Origin of the sequence: Serratia myotis (assembly GCF_027474885.1) — a bacterium.
GTDB lineage: Bacteria > Pseudomonadota > Gammaproteobacteria > Enterobacterales > Enterobacteriaceae > Serratia > Serratia proteamaculans.
Genome location: NZ_CP099707.1, coordinates 5,449,126 through 5,466,434, shown reverse-complemented (window position 1 = coordinate 5,466,434; position 17,309 = coordinate 5,449,126). Strand labels below are relative to the sequence as shown.

Genomic DNA, 17,309 nt, shown 5'->3' with positions numbered 1-17,309 from the left:
TTACTGGCCGCGCATTTGCTGGTGCTGCTGTTTGATTTGTTCCGCCACCTGCAACAGGCTGGCCTCAATTTTTGCCAGCCTGGCGGCGGGGGTAAACAGGCAGGGTTGGTGCTGACTGAACAACCGGCGCTGTTCCGCCAGGCGCTGCGCCAACTGATCCATTTCATCCAGCATCGCCTGCGGCGTGCCGCCGGTCTGTTTGCCGGGCAGGGCCAGCAGTGCAGGTTGACGGCTGACGTCCAGCACCGTCAGATGCAGTTGCTCGTCCACTTCCAGATCGATCTGCTGGGCAAAACCAATGCCGTTCAGCTTGGCACGCACGTCGCCGCCTTTTTGCAGCCAGTTTTCCAGCGCGCTGTTTTCAATACTCAGATGGTTGACCTGGATATCATGCAGTTGCAGCGGTTTTTGCAGCAACAGGGTCAGAGTACCGGTGCCGAGCGGCGTTGCCAGAGCAAACTGAGGCTTTCTGCTGAACATGCCGCCCTTTTTCACCAGGGCGATCGCCTGACTGTCGCTCTGCTGCTGTTGATGCTGCAGCCAACGGGTATGGATCTGTTGCAGTTGGATCAGCAGCGATTGCTGTTGATAAGCCGATTCGTTCAGCAATTGTTCTACCTGCTGTTGCAATAGCTTCAGCGAGGTGAGGTCGTGCCACAGGCAGTCTTTCAGCAGCAATAAATCGATCGGCGCCACGGCGTCGCGACCGCTGAAGAAGGCGCAGGCCTGCAACAACCGCAGCGCCTTTTTCCAGCGACGGTCGGAGACGTAAGGGGCATTATCCAACGCATCCAGACGCTGGCGCAGCTGGAATATCAGCTCAAAGCAAGTCTCGGGCAGCTTGATTTTGTCGATCTGCGGTTGCCACTGGTGGTATTCCTCATCACTGATACTCAGTGCTTCAGGCACCGGGTTTTCATTCTCGTTCTGGCGACTGACCAGCAGTGAGCGGAAATTCTGTTTGTCCTGCACTTTGTCCAACCACAGGCGTATCAGCATGCGATCGTAAAGGGCTTCCAGGCTGCTGTCGGCATCCGGCAGTTCGTTGGAGGCGGTGACCAGCAGCCGCAGCGGGATCGGTTCTTCCGTATTACCGTTGCGGAAACGGCGTTCGTTGATCGCCGTCAGCAGGGTATTGAGGATCGCCGGGCCGGCCTTCCAGATCTCATCCAGAAATACGATTTCCGCCTCGGGCAGGTAGCCGGCGGTCAGACGTTGATAGCGGCCTTCGTCTTTTAACGCCTGGATCGACAAGGGGCCGAAGACTTCTTCCGGGGTTGAGAAACGCGTCATCAGGTATTCAAATGAACGCGCGCTGCGAAAGGCGAATTTTAACCGGCGCGCAATCAGGCTTTTGGCGATGCCCGGTGGGCCAAGCAGAAACACGCTTTCACCGCTGAGCGCCGCCAGCAAACACAGGCGAATGGCATCCTGTCGTTCATAAAGACCGCTCTCTAGCGCGTTGCTGAGGCGGGAAATCCGTTCTGCCAGAAGAGATGATGGCGCCATATTATTGTCGTGTTGTCCGAGTGTTAGCCAATCTTGGTGGATAATCCGATGATAAACCACCATTATTTTTAATGGTATAGCTTGTTGATTAGTAAAATCTTTCTATTATCAAAAGAGCGGCTGGTTCACATTTTGTTTATTTTTAGGGTCTGATATAAGGATAGGCAAGCAGTATAAATCGTGCATACTGTGCGCCTTTTAGTGGGCGTAACGGATCTTAGAGCCCGTATCTCTGGCTGATGCGGATGCATCGCTAACGGATGTTCTAATAAAGAAACGAATTATGAGCGCAGAGCATAAACAGTCCTTATCGGCGGTAACCCTGGCGGCAATTGGGGTGGTTTACGGTGATATCGGCACCAGCCCTCTCTATACTCTTCGAGAGTGTTTCTCCGGCCATTACGGCTTCGATGTTCGTCCAGATGTGGTTTTCGGCTTCCTGTCGCTGATTTTCTGGATGTTAATCATCATTGTTTCCCTCAAGTACCTCACCTACGTCATGCGGGCGGATAACGCCGGTGAAGGGGGCATCCTGACGCTGATGTCGTTGGCCGGGCGTCATACTTCGGCGCGTACCACCGCCGTGTTGGTGATATTGGGCTTGATTGGTGGCAGCTTTTTCTATGGCGAGGTGGTGATCACCCCGGCGATATCGGTGATGTCGGCGATAGAGGGGTTGGAAATCGCCGCGCCGTCGCTTGATGGCTATATTGTTCCCCTTTCCATCCTGGTGCTGACGGTGTTGTTTGCCATCCAGAAACACGGTACCGGCAGCGTGGGTAAGCTGTTCGCGCCAGTGATGCTGCTGTGGTTTATCGTTCTGGCGGTGCTGGGTGCACGCAGCATCATGGCGAATCCAGAAGTCTTGCAGGCGTTAAACCCGAAATGGGCGCTGAACTTCTTTATTGAATATAAGAAGGTGTCGTTCTTTGCGCTGGGCGCGGTAGTGCTGTCGATCACCGGCGTTGAGGCGTTGTACGCCGACATGGGGCACTTTGGTAAATTCCCTATCCGCCTGGCCTGGTTCACCGTGGTGCTGCCATCGCTGGTGCTGAACTACTTCGGTCAGGGCGCTTTGCTGCTGAAAAACCCGGAGGCCATCAAGAACCCGTTCTTCCTGCTGGCACCGGACTGGGCGTTGATCCCGCTATTGATTCTGGCGACGCTGGCTACGGTCATCGCCTCGCAGGCGGTGATCTCCGGCGTGTTCTCGTTGACTCGCCAGGCGGTGCGTCTGGGTTACCTGTCACCGATGCGTATCATCCATACTTCTGAGATGGAATCCGGTCAAATCTATATCCCGGTGATTAACTGGACGCTGTATATCGCGGTAGTGCTGGTGATTATCGGTTTCGAACACTCCAGCAATCTGGCGGCGGCCTACGGTATCGCCGTGACCGGCACCATGGTGCTGACCAGTATTCTGGTGACTTCGGTGGCGATCAAAAACTGGCACTGGAACCGTTTCTTCGCCGTCGGCATTCTGGTTATCCTGTTGATTATCGATGTGCCGATGTTCGCGGCCAACGCCCTGAAGCTGTTCTCCGGCGGTTGGTTGCCGTTGCTGTTAGCGCTGGTGATGTTCATCATCATGACCACCTGGAAGAGCGAACGTTTCCGCCTGCTGCGTCGCATGCACGAACACGGTAATTCCCTTGAAGCGATGATCGCCTCGCTGGAGAAATCGCCGCCGGTGCGGGTGCCTGGCACCGCGGTCTTTATGTCGCGCGCCATCAACGTGATCCCTTTTGCGCTGCTGCATAACCTGAAGCACAACAAGGTGCTGCATGAGCGGGTGGTGCTGTTGACGCTGCGTACCGAGGATGCCCCTTATGTCCATAACGTACGACGGGTGACCATCGAACAGCTTTCGCCGACCTTCTGGCGGGTAGTGGCCAGTTACGGCTGGCGTGAAACGCCGAACGTTGAGGAAGTGTTCCACCGCTGCGGCCTGGAAGGGCTGCCCTGTCGGATGACGGAAACCTCGTTCTTTATGTCGCATGAGTCGTTGATCCTGACCAAGCGGCCGTGGTACCTGTTCCTGCGCGGCAAGCTGTTTATTGCGCTGAGCCGCAACGCACTACGTGCGCCGGACCAGTTTGAGATACCCCCCAATCGGGTGATCGAACTGGGCACCCAGGTCGAGATTTAATTCCCCTCAAGGGCTCAGCATTCGCTGGGCCCTTTGTGTTTATGTTCTCGGTAACACGAGCGAAACGTTTCGATGACGATCACACTTCTGCACTGTCCCGGTTGCCTTCTGTTGACGTTTTTTTAAACTCCAGACACAAGCGAAACGTTTCGCTGGTGGAGTGAGAAGAAGAAGATGAAAAAAGGCGTGCTGCTGAATGCTGATGTTTCTGCCGTGGTTTCCCGTCTCGGCCATACCGACCAGATCGCCATCTGTGATGCGGGGCTGCCCATTCCGGCGGCAACGCAGCGTATCGATCTGGCGCTGACCCAGGGTGTACCGACATTTTTGCAGGTGGTCGGGGTAGTGACACAGGAAATGCAGGTAGAAAGCGCCATTCTGGCGGAAGAGATAGTTAAACATAATCCGCAGCTTCACCACGCGTTGTTGGCTCAACTGACTGAACTTGGCCAACACCAGGGAAATACCATCAGCGTGAGTTATATCAGCCACAGTGCGTTTAAAGCGCAAACTGAACACAGCCGGGCGGTGATCCGCAGTGGGGAATGCTCGCCTTACGCGAACGTGATCCTCTGCGCCGGCGTAACTTTCTGAGGCATTTATGCAACCTTTACTGCAACTGAAAGGGATCGATAAAGCCTTTCCCGGCGTGAAGGCGCTTTCAGGCGCCGCACTCAGCGTTTATCCCGGCAAGGTGATGGCGCTGGTGGGGGAAAACGGCGCCGGGAAATCCACCATGATGAAAGTGCTGACCGGCATTTATAACAAAGACGCCGGCAGTCAGTATTTTCTCGGTAAAGAGGTGGCATTCAACGGGCCAAAGGATTCGCAGGAAGCGGGCATCGGGATTATCCATCAGGAACTGAACCTGATCCCGCAGTTGACGATCGCGGAAAACATCTTCCTCGGGCGTGAGTTCGTTAACCGCATCGGCCGCATCGACTGGAAGCGCATGTATGCCGAAGCCGACAAACTGTTGGCGCGGTTGAACCTGAGTTACAGCAGTCACCGGCTGGTGGGCGAGTTGTCGATTGGCGATCAGCAAATGGTGGAAATCGCCAAGGTGCTGAGCTTCGAATCCAAAGTCATCATTATGGATGAACCGACGGATGCGCTGACCGACACGGAAACCGCTTCTTTATTTAAAGTGATCAACGAACTCAAAGCCGAAGGGCGCGGCATTGTTTATATTTCGCACCGGCTGAAAGAGATCTTTGAAATTTGCGATGACGTCACGGTGTTTCGTGACGGGCAGTTTATCGCCGAGCGACCGGTCAGTGAGCTGCAGGAAGATTCGCTGATAGAAATGATGGTCGGCCGCAAGCTCGAAGAACAGTACCCGCGTCTGAATCAGCCACGGGGCGAAAAACGGCTGGAAGTCAGCCAGGTTTCCGGTCCGGGTGTGGATAACGTCAGCTTTACCCTGTACCGGGGTGAAATTCTTGGCGTGGCCGGTCTGATGGGCGCCGGGCGTACCGAACTGATGAAAATTCTCTACGGTGCCGCGCCGCGTAAAGCCGGTACCGTCAGCCTCGATGGCCGCCCGGTGGTAACCCATTCGCCGCAGGACGGTCTGGCGAACGGCATCGTGTATATCTCCGAAGACCGCAAGCGCGATGGCCTGGTGCTGGGGATGTCGGTAAAGGAAAATATGTCGCTGACGGCGCTGCGTTATTTCAGCCGGTCCGGTGGCAGCCTGAAACAGGCGGAAGAGCAGCAGGCCGTGGGTGATTTCATCCGCCTGTTCAATATCAAGACGCCGTCGATGGAGCAGCCGATTGGCCTGCTTTCCGGCGGTAACCAACAGAAAGTGGCGATCGCCCGTGGCCTGATGACGCGGCCAAAGGTGTTGATCCTCGATGAACCGACGCGTGGCGTCGATGTGGGCGCTAAAAAAGAAATCTACCAGTTAATCAACCAGTTCAAGCAGGAAGGGCTGAGCATCATTCTGGTGTCTTCGGAAATGCCGGAGGTGCTGGGCATGAGCGACCGCATCCTGGTGATGCACGAAGGACACCTCAGCGGTGAATTCCCGATTGAACAGGCCACCCAGGAAGCGTTGATGGCTGCGGCCGTTGGCAAGCAATACGGCGTAAAGCAGGAGTAATCAGATATGAGTTCCCAGAGTGTGGCAAAGCGCTGGTTCAGTAAAGAGTGGCTGTTAGAGCAAAAATCACTGATTGCTCTGCTGGTGCTGATCGCCGTGGTCTCTTCCATGAGCCCGAATTTCTTCACCGTAAACAACCTGTTCAATATTCTGCAGCAAACCTCAGTGAACGCCATTATGGCGGTGGGGATGACGCTGGTGATCCTGACCTCCGGCATCGATTTGTCGGTGGGGTCGCTGTTGGCGCTGACTGGCGCGGTGGCGGCGTCGATCGTCGGTTTCGAAATTAACGCGGTGGTAGCCGTGGCGGCGGCTCTGGCATTGGGGGCGGCCGTTGGCGCCTGTACCGGGGTGATCGTGGCCAAAGGCAAGGTGCAGGCGTTTATCGCTACTTTGGTGATGATGCTGCTGTTGCGTGGTGTCACCATGGTGTACACCAACGGCAGCCCGGTGAATACCGGCTTTACCGACGTGGCCGATACCTTCGGCTGGTTCGGCATTGGCCGCCCGCTGGGGGTTCCTACCCCGATCTGGATCATGGCGATCGTGTTTATCGCCGCCTGGTACATGCTGCACCATACCCGTCTGGGCCGCTATATTTATGCCCTGGGCGGTAACGAAGCGGCGACCCGCCTGTCCGGCATCAGCGTCGACAAAGTGAAGATTATCGTTTATTCGCTCTGTGGACTGCTGGCGGCGCTGGCGGGGGTGATCGAAGTGGCGCGTCTGTCTTCCGCGCAACCGACCGCCGGGACCGGCTATGAGTTGGATGCCATTGCTGCGGTAGTGCTGGGTGGTACCAGCCTGGCCGGTGGCAAAGGCCGCATTGTCGGTACGTTGATCGGGGCGCTGATCCTTGGCTTCCTGAACAACGGCCTGAATTTACTGGGCGTTTCTTCCTACTACCAAATGATCGTGAAGGCAGTGGTGATACTGCTGGCGGTTCTGGTAGAGAACAAAAGCAACAAATAACCTCCCCCTACAGGAATCACGATGATGAAAATGAAAAAACTGGCAATTCTGGCTTCAGCCTTCGCGCTGAGCGCCACCCTGAGTGCTAACGCGCTGGCTAAAGACACCATCGCGCTGGTGGTTTCTACCCTGAACAACCCATTCTTTGTCTCAATGAAAGAGGGCGCACAGCAGGAAGCCAATAAGCTGGGTTACAACCTGGTGGTGCTGGACTCGCAAAACAACCCGGCGAAAGAGCTGGCGAACGTGCAGGATCTGATGGTGCAGGCACCTAAGTTACTGCTGATTAACCCAACCGACTCCGATGCGGTTGGCAACGCGATCAAGATGGCCAACCAGGCCAAGATCCCGGTTATCACCTTGGACCGTGTGGCAAGCAAAGGTGAAGTGGTCAGCCATATCGCTTCGGATAACCGCGTCGGCGGTAAAATGGCCGGTGACTTTATTGCCAAGAAAGTGGGCGCAGACGCTAAAGTGATCCAGCTGGAAGGGATCGCCGGTACCTCCGCCGCCCGTGAACGTGGCGAAGGCTTTAAACAGTCGCTGGATCAGAACAAATTCAAACTGCTGGCCAGCCAGCCGGCAGACTTCGACCGTACCAAAGGCCTGAACGTGATGCAGAACCTGCTGACCGCTCATCCGGACGTGCAGGCGGTGTTTGCCCAGAATGATGAAATGGCACTGGGTGCACTGCGTGCGCTGCAAACCGCCGGTAAAACCGACGTGGTCGTGGTAGGCTTCGACGGCACCGCTGACGGCGTGAAGGCGGTTGAAGGCGGCAAACTGGCAGCGACCGTGGCGCAGCGTCCGGATCAGATCGGCGTGATGGGTGTGGAAACGGCGGATAAAGTGTTGAAAGGCGAAAAAGTGCCGGCCACTATCCCGGTTGATCTGAAGTTGGTCACTAAATAACACTCTGTAGCACCAGCGCCATCAAAACGGGGCGTTTATGATGGCGCGCAATTCAGGAATCAATGCGATGGCAACAGGTAAGCTGGTGGTTCTGGGCAGTATCAATGCCGACCATATCCTTAATATTGAGCAGTTTCCCCAACCGGGTGAAACGGTGATCGGGAAGCAGTATAAAGTGGCGTTTGGCGGTAAAGGCGCCAACCAGGCGGTGGCGGCAGGGCGCAGCGGCGCGGATATCGCTTTTATCGCCTGCGTGGGGGCTGATGACATCGGAGAACGTGTCCGTCAGCAACTGGCGACCGATCGCATTGATACCCAACCGATTGAGGCGATAGCCGACAGTACCACCGGCGTCGCGCTGATTTTTGTTAATGCGGAAGGCGAGAATGTGATCGGCATTGATGCCGGTGCCAATGCTGCAGTGACTCCCGACTATCTGGCTCGTTATCAGCAAAAGGTGATCGACGCCGACGCGCTGCTGATGCAGCTCGAGTCACCGCTGGAGACGGTTATCGCTGCCGCCGGCCTGGCGAAACAGCATCAAACGCAGGTGATCCTCAATCCTGCGCCGGCACGTGAACTGCCGGACGAATTATTGGCCATGATCGATATGATTACGCCAAACGAAACCGAAGCCCAGCGCCTGACCGGTATTGCGGTCAATAATGATGATGATGCCGCGCGTGCCGCACAGGCTTTGCATGATAAAGGCATTGCCACGGTGATCATCACCCTCGGCAGCCGTGGCGTTTGGCTGAGTGAGAACAACAAAGGTAAGCTGGTGCCTGGCTTCAAGGTTAAAGCGGTAGATACCATTGCTGCCGGCGATACCTTCAACGGGGCGCTGGTCACGGCACTGCTGGAAGGTAAGGTGATGGCAGATGCCGTGCGCTTTGCCCATGCGGCGGCGGCCATAGCGGTGACTCGTCCTGGAGCCCAGCCTTCTGTGCCCTGGCGCGAAGAGATCGACACCTTCTTGCAGCAGCAGGAGTAATCCCTTTGGCCACCATGAAAGACGTCGCCCGTCTGGCGGGCGTTTCAACTTCGACAGTATCGCACGTCATTAATGACAATCGCTTTGTCAGCGACAGCGTGCGAGCCAAAGTCATGGCGGCCGTTGAACAACTGAACTATGCACCTTCTGCCCTGGCGCGCAGCCTCAAACTGAACCAGACGCGCACTATCGGCATGCTGGTGACCTCCAGCAATAACCCGTTTTATGCCGAAGTCGTGCGTGGCGTTGAGCGCAGTTGCTATGAGCGGGGTTACAGCCTGATCCTGTGCAATACCGAAGAAGATGCCGCGCGCATGAATCGCAACATGGAGACGCTGCTGCAAAAGCGCGTCGATGGTTTGCTGTTGATGTGTACCGAAAATCATCGGCCATCGCAGGACGCGCTGAGCCGCTATCCTTCGTTACCGATAGTCATGATGGATTGGGCGCCGTTCGAAGGGGCCAACGATATCATCCAGGATAACTCGCTGCTGGGCGGTGAGATGGCGACCGATCACCTGATCGCCCGTGGGTATCGCAAGATTGCCTGCATCGCCGGCCCACAGGATAAAACTACCGCACGCCATCGGCTGGAAGGCTACCGTCGCGCCATGCAACGCGCCGGGTTGACCATCTTGCCGGGATACGAAGTGCACTGCGATTTTGAATTTGAAGGCGGTGTGGATGCCATGAAGCAACTGCTGGCGCTGGCCGAGCCGCCACACGCCGTGTTTGCCGGCAACGATGCGGTTGCCGTTGGCGCCTATCAGGCGCTGTATCAGGCTGGGTTATCGGTGCCGCAGGACATGGCAGTGATGGGCTACGATGATATCGAGCTGGCCAAATACCTGGCGCCACCCTTAAGCACCATTCACCAACCGAAAGATTCACTGGGGGAACTGGCGATCGATACGCTGATTCATCGTCTGCAGAACCCGGAACGCGAAGCCCAGATCCTGGTGTTGACCCCTGAACTGGTGGAGCGCGCCTCGGTCGGTCATCGTTAGCCTGCGGTTTTAGCCGGCTTCTTCGGTTCCCGACCGCTGATCAGGTTACGCCCGTCCTTTCTTTTCAGCAGCATAAACACAAACGCCGACGCCACGGTGACAATTCCCATAGTGATAAAGGTGTAGTGGAAGTGATCGACCATGGTGCCAAATGACATTGTTTGGTAGAAACGCAGCACTGCCGCGCTGATCGCTACCCCGAAGCTAATGGAAAGCTGTTGAGTCACGGCCAGCACGCTATTGCCGGAGCTGGCATTGGCGTCGTTCAAATCTGCCAGGCTGATGGTATTCATGGCGGTGAATTGCGTAGACATCGCCATCCCCAGCACGAACAACGGCAGGATCATCAACCACAGCGGCATTCCCGGGCTTTGCAGTGCGAACTGGGCAATCAGCACGCCAATAATGACGGTGATACCCACCAGAGTCTTACGATAGCCGAACCAACGCAGCACCTGAGTGACGGTGGATTTCGCCATTAATGAACCGACGGCGGTCGGCGCCATCATGCAGCCGGCAATAATTGCCGAGTAACCGAACCCCACCTGCAGCATCAGTGGCATCAGGAACGGCACGCAGCCGGTGCCCAGCCGTGAAGCGACGTTACCGGCAATGCCCACCGAGAAGGTTCGGGTCTGGAACAGATCCAGACCAATCAGGGGTTGAGGGTGCCTGCGGGCATGGACGATATAGCCAAACAGCATCACCACGCCGCTGAGCAGAATGCCCAGTGAGATATAGCTGGCCAGCACCTGCTCACCAAACAGCTCAAGCCCGGTGGAAACCAACACCAGACTCAGGCCAAACAGCATAAAGCCAATAAAGTCGAAGCGGCGCTTGGGGGTGGTAAAGTCCGGCATATATTTACGGGCGTAGAAGATGCCGAGCAGGCCAATCGGGATATTGATAAGGAAAATCCAGTGCCAGGTGGCGTAAGTCACCAGCCAACCGCCCAGCATCGGCCCCATGATCGGCCCAACCAGCCCCGGCATGGTCACGAAATTCAGTACCGGCAACAGTTCGCTGCGCGGATAAGCACGTAGCAGCGCCAATCGCGCCACTGGCATCATCATCGCACCGCCGACTCCCTGAATAACGCGTGAAGTTACCAGCAGGCTTAACGTTGGGGAAAGCGCACACAGCAGCGAACCGAGAGTAAACAGTGAAACCGCGACGATAAACACCCGGCGGGTACCGAAGCGATCTGCCAGCCAACCGCTGACCGGGATCAGCATGGCTACCGTCAAGGTATAGCTGATAACCGCTGACTGCATCGCCAACGGTGAGCGCTCAAGACTTTGGGCTATCGCCGGCAAAGCCGTATTGAGGATGGTGGCGTCCAGTGCCTGCATAAAGAACGCCATGGCGGCGATCCAGGGTAGCCCTGCCATACTGCGCGCGGATTTAGTCATTGTGAGTCCCGGTTAACTGTCGTCTTCGTCCCTTTCGTCTTTCTTCTATATATAAGCAGGGATGCGTTAGTCTTTCTCTCTAAGCAAAACCTGGCAGGCGGCTAATGCCTCTGCGCTATCGCCGGCAAGTATCGCATCGACGATGGCCTGATGGTGCTGGAGCTTAATCACCTCGTTACCGGTGATGGCGCGGAAGTAACTTTGATACACCGAGCTGAACAGATTGGCGAATGAGGTCAGAAAGGGATTGCCGCTGGCTTCATAGATGAGCTGGTGGAACTGGGTATCCACCTGGATCCAGTGTTCCCGGTCAAACTGGATATGCAGGGCGCGCATTTCCGCCATCAGTTCAGCCAGCCGTGCAGTTTGCTGTGTGTTGGCGTTGGCTGCGGCCAGTGAGCAGGCTTGGGGTTCCAGTGAGGTGCGTAAGATAAGGAAGTGTTGCATGATCTGATCGAAGTTTTCTTTGGTCATCCACCAGGTCAGTAAATCCTGATCGAGAAAGTTCCACTGGCTTTGCGGCATGACCCGGGTCCCGATGCGTGGCCGGGGCAATAACATGCCTTTGGCCGCCAGCATCTTCACCGCTTCGCGTACTGCCGTGCGGCTAACGCCGAATTGTTCACCCAGTTCCATCTCTCCGGGCAGGATGCTGCCGGCCTGATAATCGCCTGCCAGAATTTGTTGGCCGAGTTTTTCTGCAAGTAGATAAGAAAGATTGCGTTGGGCGGCCTGTTGTTGAGCATTAAATTGCATGGCTGCGAGTCCTTACTGACATTGTTACTCTTATTTTACGCTACGGATCGCCAGTTTTTGTGGCTGTTTACCGGAAAAAGTGACGAAAACGCTGACTTGTGCAGCGCTTTGCCGAAAAAATCCGCGCTTGAAAAGTTTTTTGCATTTAGGGGTTGCGGCCTTCTGAGAACTCCCTATAATGCGCCTCCACTGACCGGGAACAACGACTCCTCTAACGAGAACCAAGTCGCCGGGTCAGGAAGAGAAAAGCGAAATAAACGCTTGACTCTTCGGGTGAAAAGCGTAGTATACGCCACCTCGAGATAGCAAGCTACGGCAGCTAACTCACTGCTCTTTAACAATTTATCAGACAATCTGTGTGGGCACTCCACAAGACGATATCCAGAACCTTCGGGTTCGAAAAAATATCAAGTCTTGAAGAGTGACCAAGCAATACGTTGTTTCGTTGGCTTGTCCAACAGAACGACTATTACGAAAGTTATTTTCGAGCATCGCTTCACGAGTTGAAGCAAATCAAGCTTTTAATTGAAGAGTTTGATCATGGCTCAGATTGAACGCTGGCGGCAGGCCTAACACATGCAAGTCGAGCGGTAGCACAGGAGAGCTTGCTCTCTGGGTGACGAGCGGCGGACGGGTGAGTAATGTCTGGGAAACTGCCTGATGGAGGGGGATAACTACTGGAAACGGTAGCTAATACCGCATAACGTCTTCGGACCAAAGTGGGGGACCTTCGGGCCTCACGCCATCAGATGTGCCCAGATGGGATTAGCTAGTAGGTGGGGTAATGGCTCACCTAGGCGACGATCCCTAGCTGGTCTGAGAGGATGACCAGCCACACTGGAACTGAGACACGGTCCAGACTCCTACGGGAGGCAGCAGTGGGGAATATTGCACAATGGGCGCAAGCCTGATGCAGCCATGCCGCGTGTGTGAAGAAGGCCTTCGGGTTGTAAAGCACTTTCAGCGAGGAGGAAGGGTAGTGTGTTAATAGCACATTGCATTGACGTTACTCGCAGAAGAAGCACCGGCTAACTCCGTGCCAGCAGCCGCGGTAATACGGAGGGTGCAAGCGTTAATCGGAATTACTGGGCGTAAAGCGCACGCAGGCGGTTTGTTAAGTCAGATGTGAAATCCCCGCGCTTAACGTGGGAACTGCATTTGAAACTGGCAAGCTAGAGTCTTGTAGAGGGGGGTAGAATTCCAGGTGTAGCGGTGAAATGCGTAGAGATCTGGAGGAATACCGGTGGCGAAGGCGGCCCCCTGGACAAAGACTGACGCTCAGGTGCGAAAGCGTGGGGAGCAAACAGGATTAGATACCCTGGTAGTCCACGCTGTAAACGATGTCGACTTGGAGGTTGTGCCCTTGAGGCGTGGCTTCCGGAGCTAACGCGTTAAGTCGACCGCCTGGGGAGTACGGCCGCAAGGTTAAAACTCAAATGAATTGACGGGGGCCCGCACAAGCGGTGGAGCATGTGGTTTAATTCGATGCAACGCGAAGAACCTTACCTACTCTTGACATCCACAGAATTCGGCAGAGATGCCTTAGTGCCTTCGGGAACTGTGAGACAGGTGCTGCATGGCTGTCGTCAGCTCGTGTTGTGAAATGTTGGGTTAAGTCCCGCAACGAGCGCAACCCTTATCCTTTGTTGCCAGCACGTCATGGTGGGAACTCAAAGGAGACTGCCGGTGATAAACCGGAGGAAGGTGGGGATGACGTCAAGTCATCATGGCCCTTACGAGTAGGGCTACACACGTGCTACAATGGCGTATACAAAGAGAAGCGAACTCGCGAGAGCCAGCGGACCTCATAAAGTACGTCGTAGTCCGGATCGGAGTCTGCAACTCGACTCCGTGAAGTCGGAATCGCTAGTAATCGTAGATCAGAATGCTACGGTGAATACGTTCCCGGGCCTTGTACACACCGCCCGTCACACCATGGGAGTGGGTTGCAAAAGAAGTAGGTAGCTTAACCTTCGGGAGGGCGCTTACCACTTTGTGATTCATGACTGGGGTGAAGTCGTAACAAGGTAACCGTAGGGGAACCTGCGGTTGGATCACCTCCTTACCTAATGATATTGATTGCGTGTAGTGCTCACACAGATTGTCTGATGAAAAAGTAATGAGCAAAAGCGCTACCTGTTGATGTAATGAGTCTCTGACTCATGCTGATACGAACCGATTAAGACGTTCAGTTTAATCGGATTTTCGTGTCCCCATCGTCTAGAGGCCTAGGACACTGCCCTTTCACGGCTGTAACAGGGGTTCGAATCCCCTTGGGGACGCCATCCGATAATGAGTGAAAGACATTATCACCGGTTCTTGCCGAACCGAAAACATCTTAAAGATGACTTTAACGAGTCGTGTTTAAGATATTGCTCTTTAACAATCTGGAACAAGCTGAAAATTGAAACATGACAGCTGAAACTTACTCCTCCGTAGAAGTACTGGAGTAAGGACTAACCTGTCATAGAGTCTCTCAAATGTAGCAGCACGAAGGTGGAAACACTTTTGGGTTGTGAGGTTAAGTGACTAAGCGTACACGGTGGATGCCTAGGCAGTCAGAGGCGATGAAGGGCGTGTTAATCTGCGATAAGCGTCGGTAAGGTGATATAAACCGTTACAACCGGCGATACCCGAATGGGGAAACCCAGTGCAATTCGTTGCACTATCATACGATGAATACATAGTCGTATGAGGCGAACCGGGGGAACTGAAACATCTAAGTACCCCGAGGAAAAGAAATCAACCGAGATTCCCCCAGTAGCGGCGAGCGAACGGGGAGGAGCCCAGAACCTGAATCAGTTCTTGTGTTAGTGGAAGCGTCTGGAAAGTCGCACAGTAAAGGGTGATAGTCCCGTACACTAAAATGCATTAATTGTGAGTTCGATGAGTAGGGCGGGACACGTGACATCCTGTCTGAATATGGGGGGACCATCCTCCAAGGCTAAATACTCCTGACTGACCGATAGTGAACCAGTACCGTGAGGGAAAGGCGAAAAGAACCCCGGCGAGGGGAGTGAAATAGAACCTGAAACCGTGTACGTACAAGCAGTGGGAGCCTACTAGTTGGGTGACTGCGTACCTTTTGTATAATGGGTCAGCGACTTATATTTTGTAGCAAGGTTAACCGTATAGGGGAGCCGTAGGGAAACCGAGTCTTAACTGGGCGAATAGTTGCAAGGTATAGACCCGAAACCCGGTGATCTAGCCATGGGCAGGTTGAAGGTTGGGTAACACTAACTGGAGGACCGAACCGACTAATGTTGAAAAATTAGCGGATGACTTGTGGCTGGGGGTGAAAGGCCAATCAAACCGGGAGATAGCTGGTTCTCCCCGAAAGCTATTTAGGTAGCGCCTCGTGAACTCATCTTCGGGGGTAGAGCACTGTTTCGGCTAGGGGGCCATCCCGGCTTACCAAACCGATGCAAACTCCGAATACCGAAGAATGTTATCACGGGAGACACACGGCGGGTGCTAACGTCCGTCGTGAAGAGGGAAACAACCCAGACCGCCAGCTAAGGTCCCAAAGTCATGGTTAAGTGGGAAACGATGTGGGAAGGCATAGACAGCCAGGATGTTGGCTTAGAAGCAGCCATCATTTAAAGAAAGCGTAATAGCTCACTGGTCGAGTCGGCCTGCGCGGAAGATGTAACGGGGCTAAACCATGCACCGAAGCTGCGGCAGCGACGCTTAGGCGTTGTTGGGTAGGGGAGCGTTCTGTAAGCCGTTGAAGGTGGCCTGTGAGGGTTGCTGGAGGTATCAGAAGTGCGAATGCTGACATAAGTAACGATAAAGCGGGTGAAAAACCCGCTCGCCGGAAGACCAAGGGTTCCTGTCCAACGTTAATCGGGGCAGGGTGAGTCGACCCCTAAGGCGAGGCCGAAAGGCGTAGTCGATGGGAAACAGGTTAATATTCCTGTACTCGGTGTTACTGCGAAGGGGGGACGGAGAAGGCTAGGCTAGCCGGGCGACGGTTGTCCCGGTTTAAGCGTGTAGGGGGAGTGACTTGGTAAATCCGGTTACTTATTCAACCCTGAGGCGTGATGACGATGCACTACGGTGCAGAAGTAGTTGATGCCAAGCTTCCAGGAAAAGCCTCTAAGCATCAGGTAACATCAAATCGTACCCCAAACCGACACAGGTGGTCAGGTAGAGAATACCAAGGCGCTTGAGAGAACTCGGGTGAAGGAACTAGGCAAAATGGTGCCGTAACTTCGGGAGAAGGCACGCTGGCGCGTAGGTGAAGAGACTTGCTCTCGGAGCTGAAGCCAGTCGCAGATACCAGCTGGCTGCAACTGTTTAATAAAAACACAGCACTGTGCAAACACGAAAGTGGACGTATACGGTGTGACGCCTGCCCGGTGCTGGAAGGTTAATTGATGGGGTCAGCCGCAAGGCGAAGCTCTTGATCGAAGCCCCAGTAAACGGCGGCCGTAACTATAACGGTCCTAAGGTAGCGAAATTCCTTGTCGGGTAAGTTCCGACCTGCACGAATGGCGTAATGATGGCCAGGCTGTCTCCACCCGAGACTCAGTGAAATTGAACTCGCTGTGAAGATGCAGTGTACCCGCGGCAAGACGGAAAGACCCCGTGAACCTTTACTATAGCTTGACACTGAACATTGAGCCTTGATGTGTAGGATAGGTGGGAGGCTTTGAAGCGTGGACGCCAGTCTGCGTGGAGCCAACCTTGAAATACCACCCTTTAATGTTTGATGTTCTAACTCGGCCCCGTAATCCGGGGTGAGGACAGTGTCTGGTGGGTAGTTTGACTGGGGCGGTCTCCTCCCAAAGAGTAACGGAGGAGCACGAAGGTTAGCTAATCACGGTCGGACATCGTGAGGTTAGTGCAAAGGCATAAGCTAGCTTGACTGCGAGAGTGACGGCTCGAGCAGGTACGAAAGTAGGTCTTAGTGATCCGGTGGTTCTGAATGGAAGGGCCATCGCTCAACGGATAAAAGGTACTCCGGGGATAACAGGCTGATACCGCCCAAGAGTTCATATCGACGGCGGTGTTTGGCACCTCGATGTCGGCTCATCACATCCTGGGGCTGAAGTAGGTCCCAAGGGTATGGCTGTTCGCCATTTAAAGTGGTACGCGAGCTGGGTTTAGAACGTCGTGAGACAGTTCGGTCCCTATCTGCCGTGGGCGTTGGAAGATTGAGAGGGGTTGCTCCTAGTACGAGAGGACCGGAGTGAACGCACCACTGGTGTTCGGGTTGTCATGCCAATGGCATTGCCCGGTAGCTAAGTGCGGAAAAGATAAGCGCTGAAAGCATCTAAGCGCGAAACTTGCCTCGAGATGAGTCTTCCCTGGGGACTTGATCCCCCTGAAGGAACGTTTAAGACTAAGACGTTGATAGGCTGGGTGTGTAAGTGCAGCGATGCATTGAGCTAACCAGTACTAATGATCCGTGAGACTTAACCTTACAACACCAAAAGTGTTTTGATTTGAGAGTAGATTTTCAGCGAATGTTCCGAGATTGGTT

General features: G+C 54.6%; 10 protein-coding genes, 1 tRNA gene and 2 rRNA genes. 10 read left to right on the top strand and 3 right to left on the bottom strand.

The window, feature by feature from the left end; all coding sequences use genetic code 11:
* A complete protein-coding gene (gene ravA, locus NHG65_RS25665; RefSeq protein ID WP_219017276.1) occupies window positions 1-1,509 on the bottom strand; it encodes an ATPase RavA in 1,509 nt (502 codons plus the stop codon).
* A 283-nt stretch (window positions 1,510-1,792) separates the two neighbouring features.
* Here ravA and kup point away from each other — a divergent pair, with 283 nt between their 5' ends.
* The 7 genes from kup to rbsR all read left to right on the top strand — a co-directional run bounded on the left by kup (window position 1,793) and on the right by rbsR (window position 9,653).
* A complete protein-coding gene (gene kup / locus NHG65_RS25660) occupies window positions 1,793-3,661 on the top strand; it encodes a low affinity potassium transporter Kup (RefSeq protein ID WP_099064408.1) in 1,869 nt (622 codons plus the stop codon).
* Between the two features lie 174 nt (window positions 3,662-3,835).
* Window positions 3,836-4,255 (top strand): D-ribose pyranase, encoded by a 420-nt coding sequence (rbsD, locus tag NHG65_RS25655; RefSeq protein ID WP_099065709.1) that lies wholly within the window; start codon window positions 3,836-3,838, stop codon window positions 4,253-4,255.
* A 7-nt stretch (window positions 4,256-4,262) separates the two neighbouring features.
* On the top strand, window positions 4,263-5,768 hold the full coding sequence (gene rbsA, locus NHG65_RS25650; RefSeq protein ID WP_499182801.1) for a ribose ABC transporter ATP-binding protein RbsA: 1,506 nt from the start codon (window positions 4,263-4,265) through the stop codon (window positions 5,766-5,768).
* A 6-nt stretch (window positions 5,769-5,774) separates the two neighbouring features.
* The gene (gene rbsC, locus NHG65_RS25645; RefSeq protein ID WP_037421280.1) at window positions 5,775-6,740 is read left to right on the top strand and encodes a ribose ABC transporter permease; all 966 of its coding nucleotides are present in this window, start codon (window positions 5,775-5,777) and stop codon (window positions 6,738-6,740) included.
* 24 nt (window positions 6,741-6,764) lie between these two features.
* Window positions 6,765-7,652 (top strand): ribose ABC transporter substrate-binding protein RbsB, encoded by an 888-nt coding sequence (gene rbsB, locus NHG65_RS25640; protein WP_499183508.1) that lies wholly within the window; start codon window positions 6,765-6,767, stop codon window positions 7,650-7,652.
* Between the two features lie 67 nt (window positions 7,653-7,719).
* A complete protein-coding gene (gene rbsK, locus NHG65_RS25635; protein ID WP_099065711.1) occupies window positions 7,720-8,646 on the top strand; it encodes a ribokinase in 927 nt (308 codons plus the stop codon).
* A gap of 5 nt (window positions 8,647-8,651) precedes the next feature.
* Window positions 8,652-9,653 (top strand): ribose operon transcriptional repressor RbsR, encoded by a 1,002-nt coding sequence (rbsR, locus tag NHG65_RS25630; RefSeq protein WP_085120102.1) that lies wholly within the window; start codon window positions 8,652-8,654, stop codon window positions 9,651-9,653.
* On the opposite strand, the gene mdtD is transcribed toward rbsR, so the two are convergent.
* Together mdtD and NHG65_RS25620 are read right to left on the bottom strand one after the other, a co-directional pair.
* Window positions 9,650-11,065, bottom strand: coding sequence for a multidrug transporter subunit MdtD (gene mdtD / locus NHG65_RS25625; RefSeq protein ID WP_219017273.1), 1,416 nt, complete (start codon window positions 11,063-11,065; stop codon window positions 9,650-9,652). The genes rbsR and mdtD overlap by 4 nt on opposite strands.
* Before the next feature lie 66 nt (window positions 11,066-11,131).
* Complete coding sequence (locus tag NHG65_RS25620; protein ID WP_219017272.1) at window positions 11,132-11,821, bottom strand: FadR/GntR family transcriptional regulator; 690 nt, start codon at window positions 11,819-11,821, stop codon at window positions 11,132-11,134.
* Between the two features lie 522 nt (window positions 11,822-12,343).
* On the opposite strand from NHG65_RS25620, the gene NHG65_RS25615 reads away from it, so the two are divergent.
* From NHG65_RS25615 to NHG65_RS25605, 3 genes are all read left to right on the top strand, one after another.
* Window positions 12,344-13,886: ribosomal RNA gene (locus tag NHG65_RS25615) — 16S ribosomal RNA — on the top strand.
* Between the two features lie 144 nt (window positions 13,887-14,030).
* A tRNA-Glu gene (locus NHG65_RS25610) sits at window positions 14,031-14,106 on the top strand.
* A 234-nt stretch (window positions 14,107-14,340) separates the two neighbouring features.
* Window positions 14,341-17,249: ribosomal RNA gene (locus tag NHG65_RS25605) — 23S ribosomal RNA — on the top strand.
* The 16S and 23S rRNA genes sit together here with 1 tRNA gene alongside, the layout of an rRNA operon.
* Window positions 17,250-17,309 lie beyond the last annotated feature (60 nt).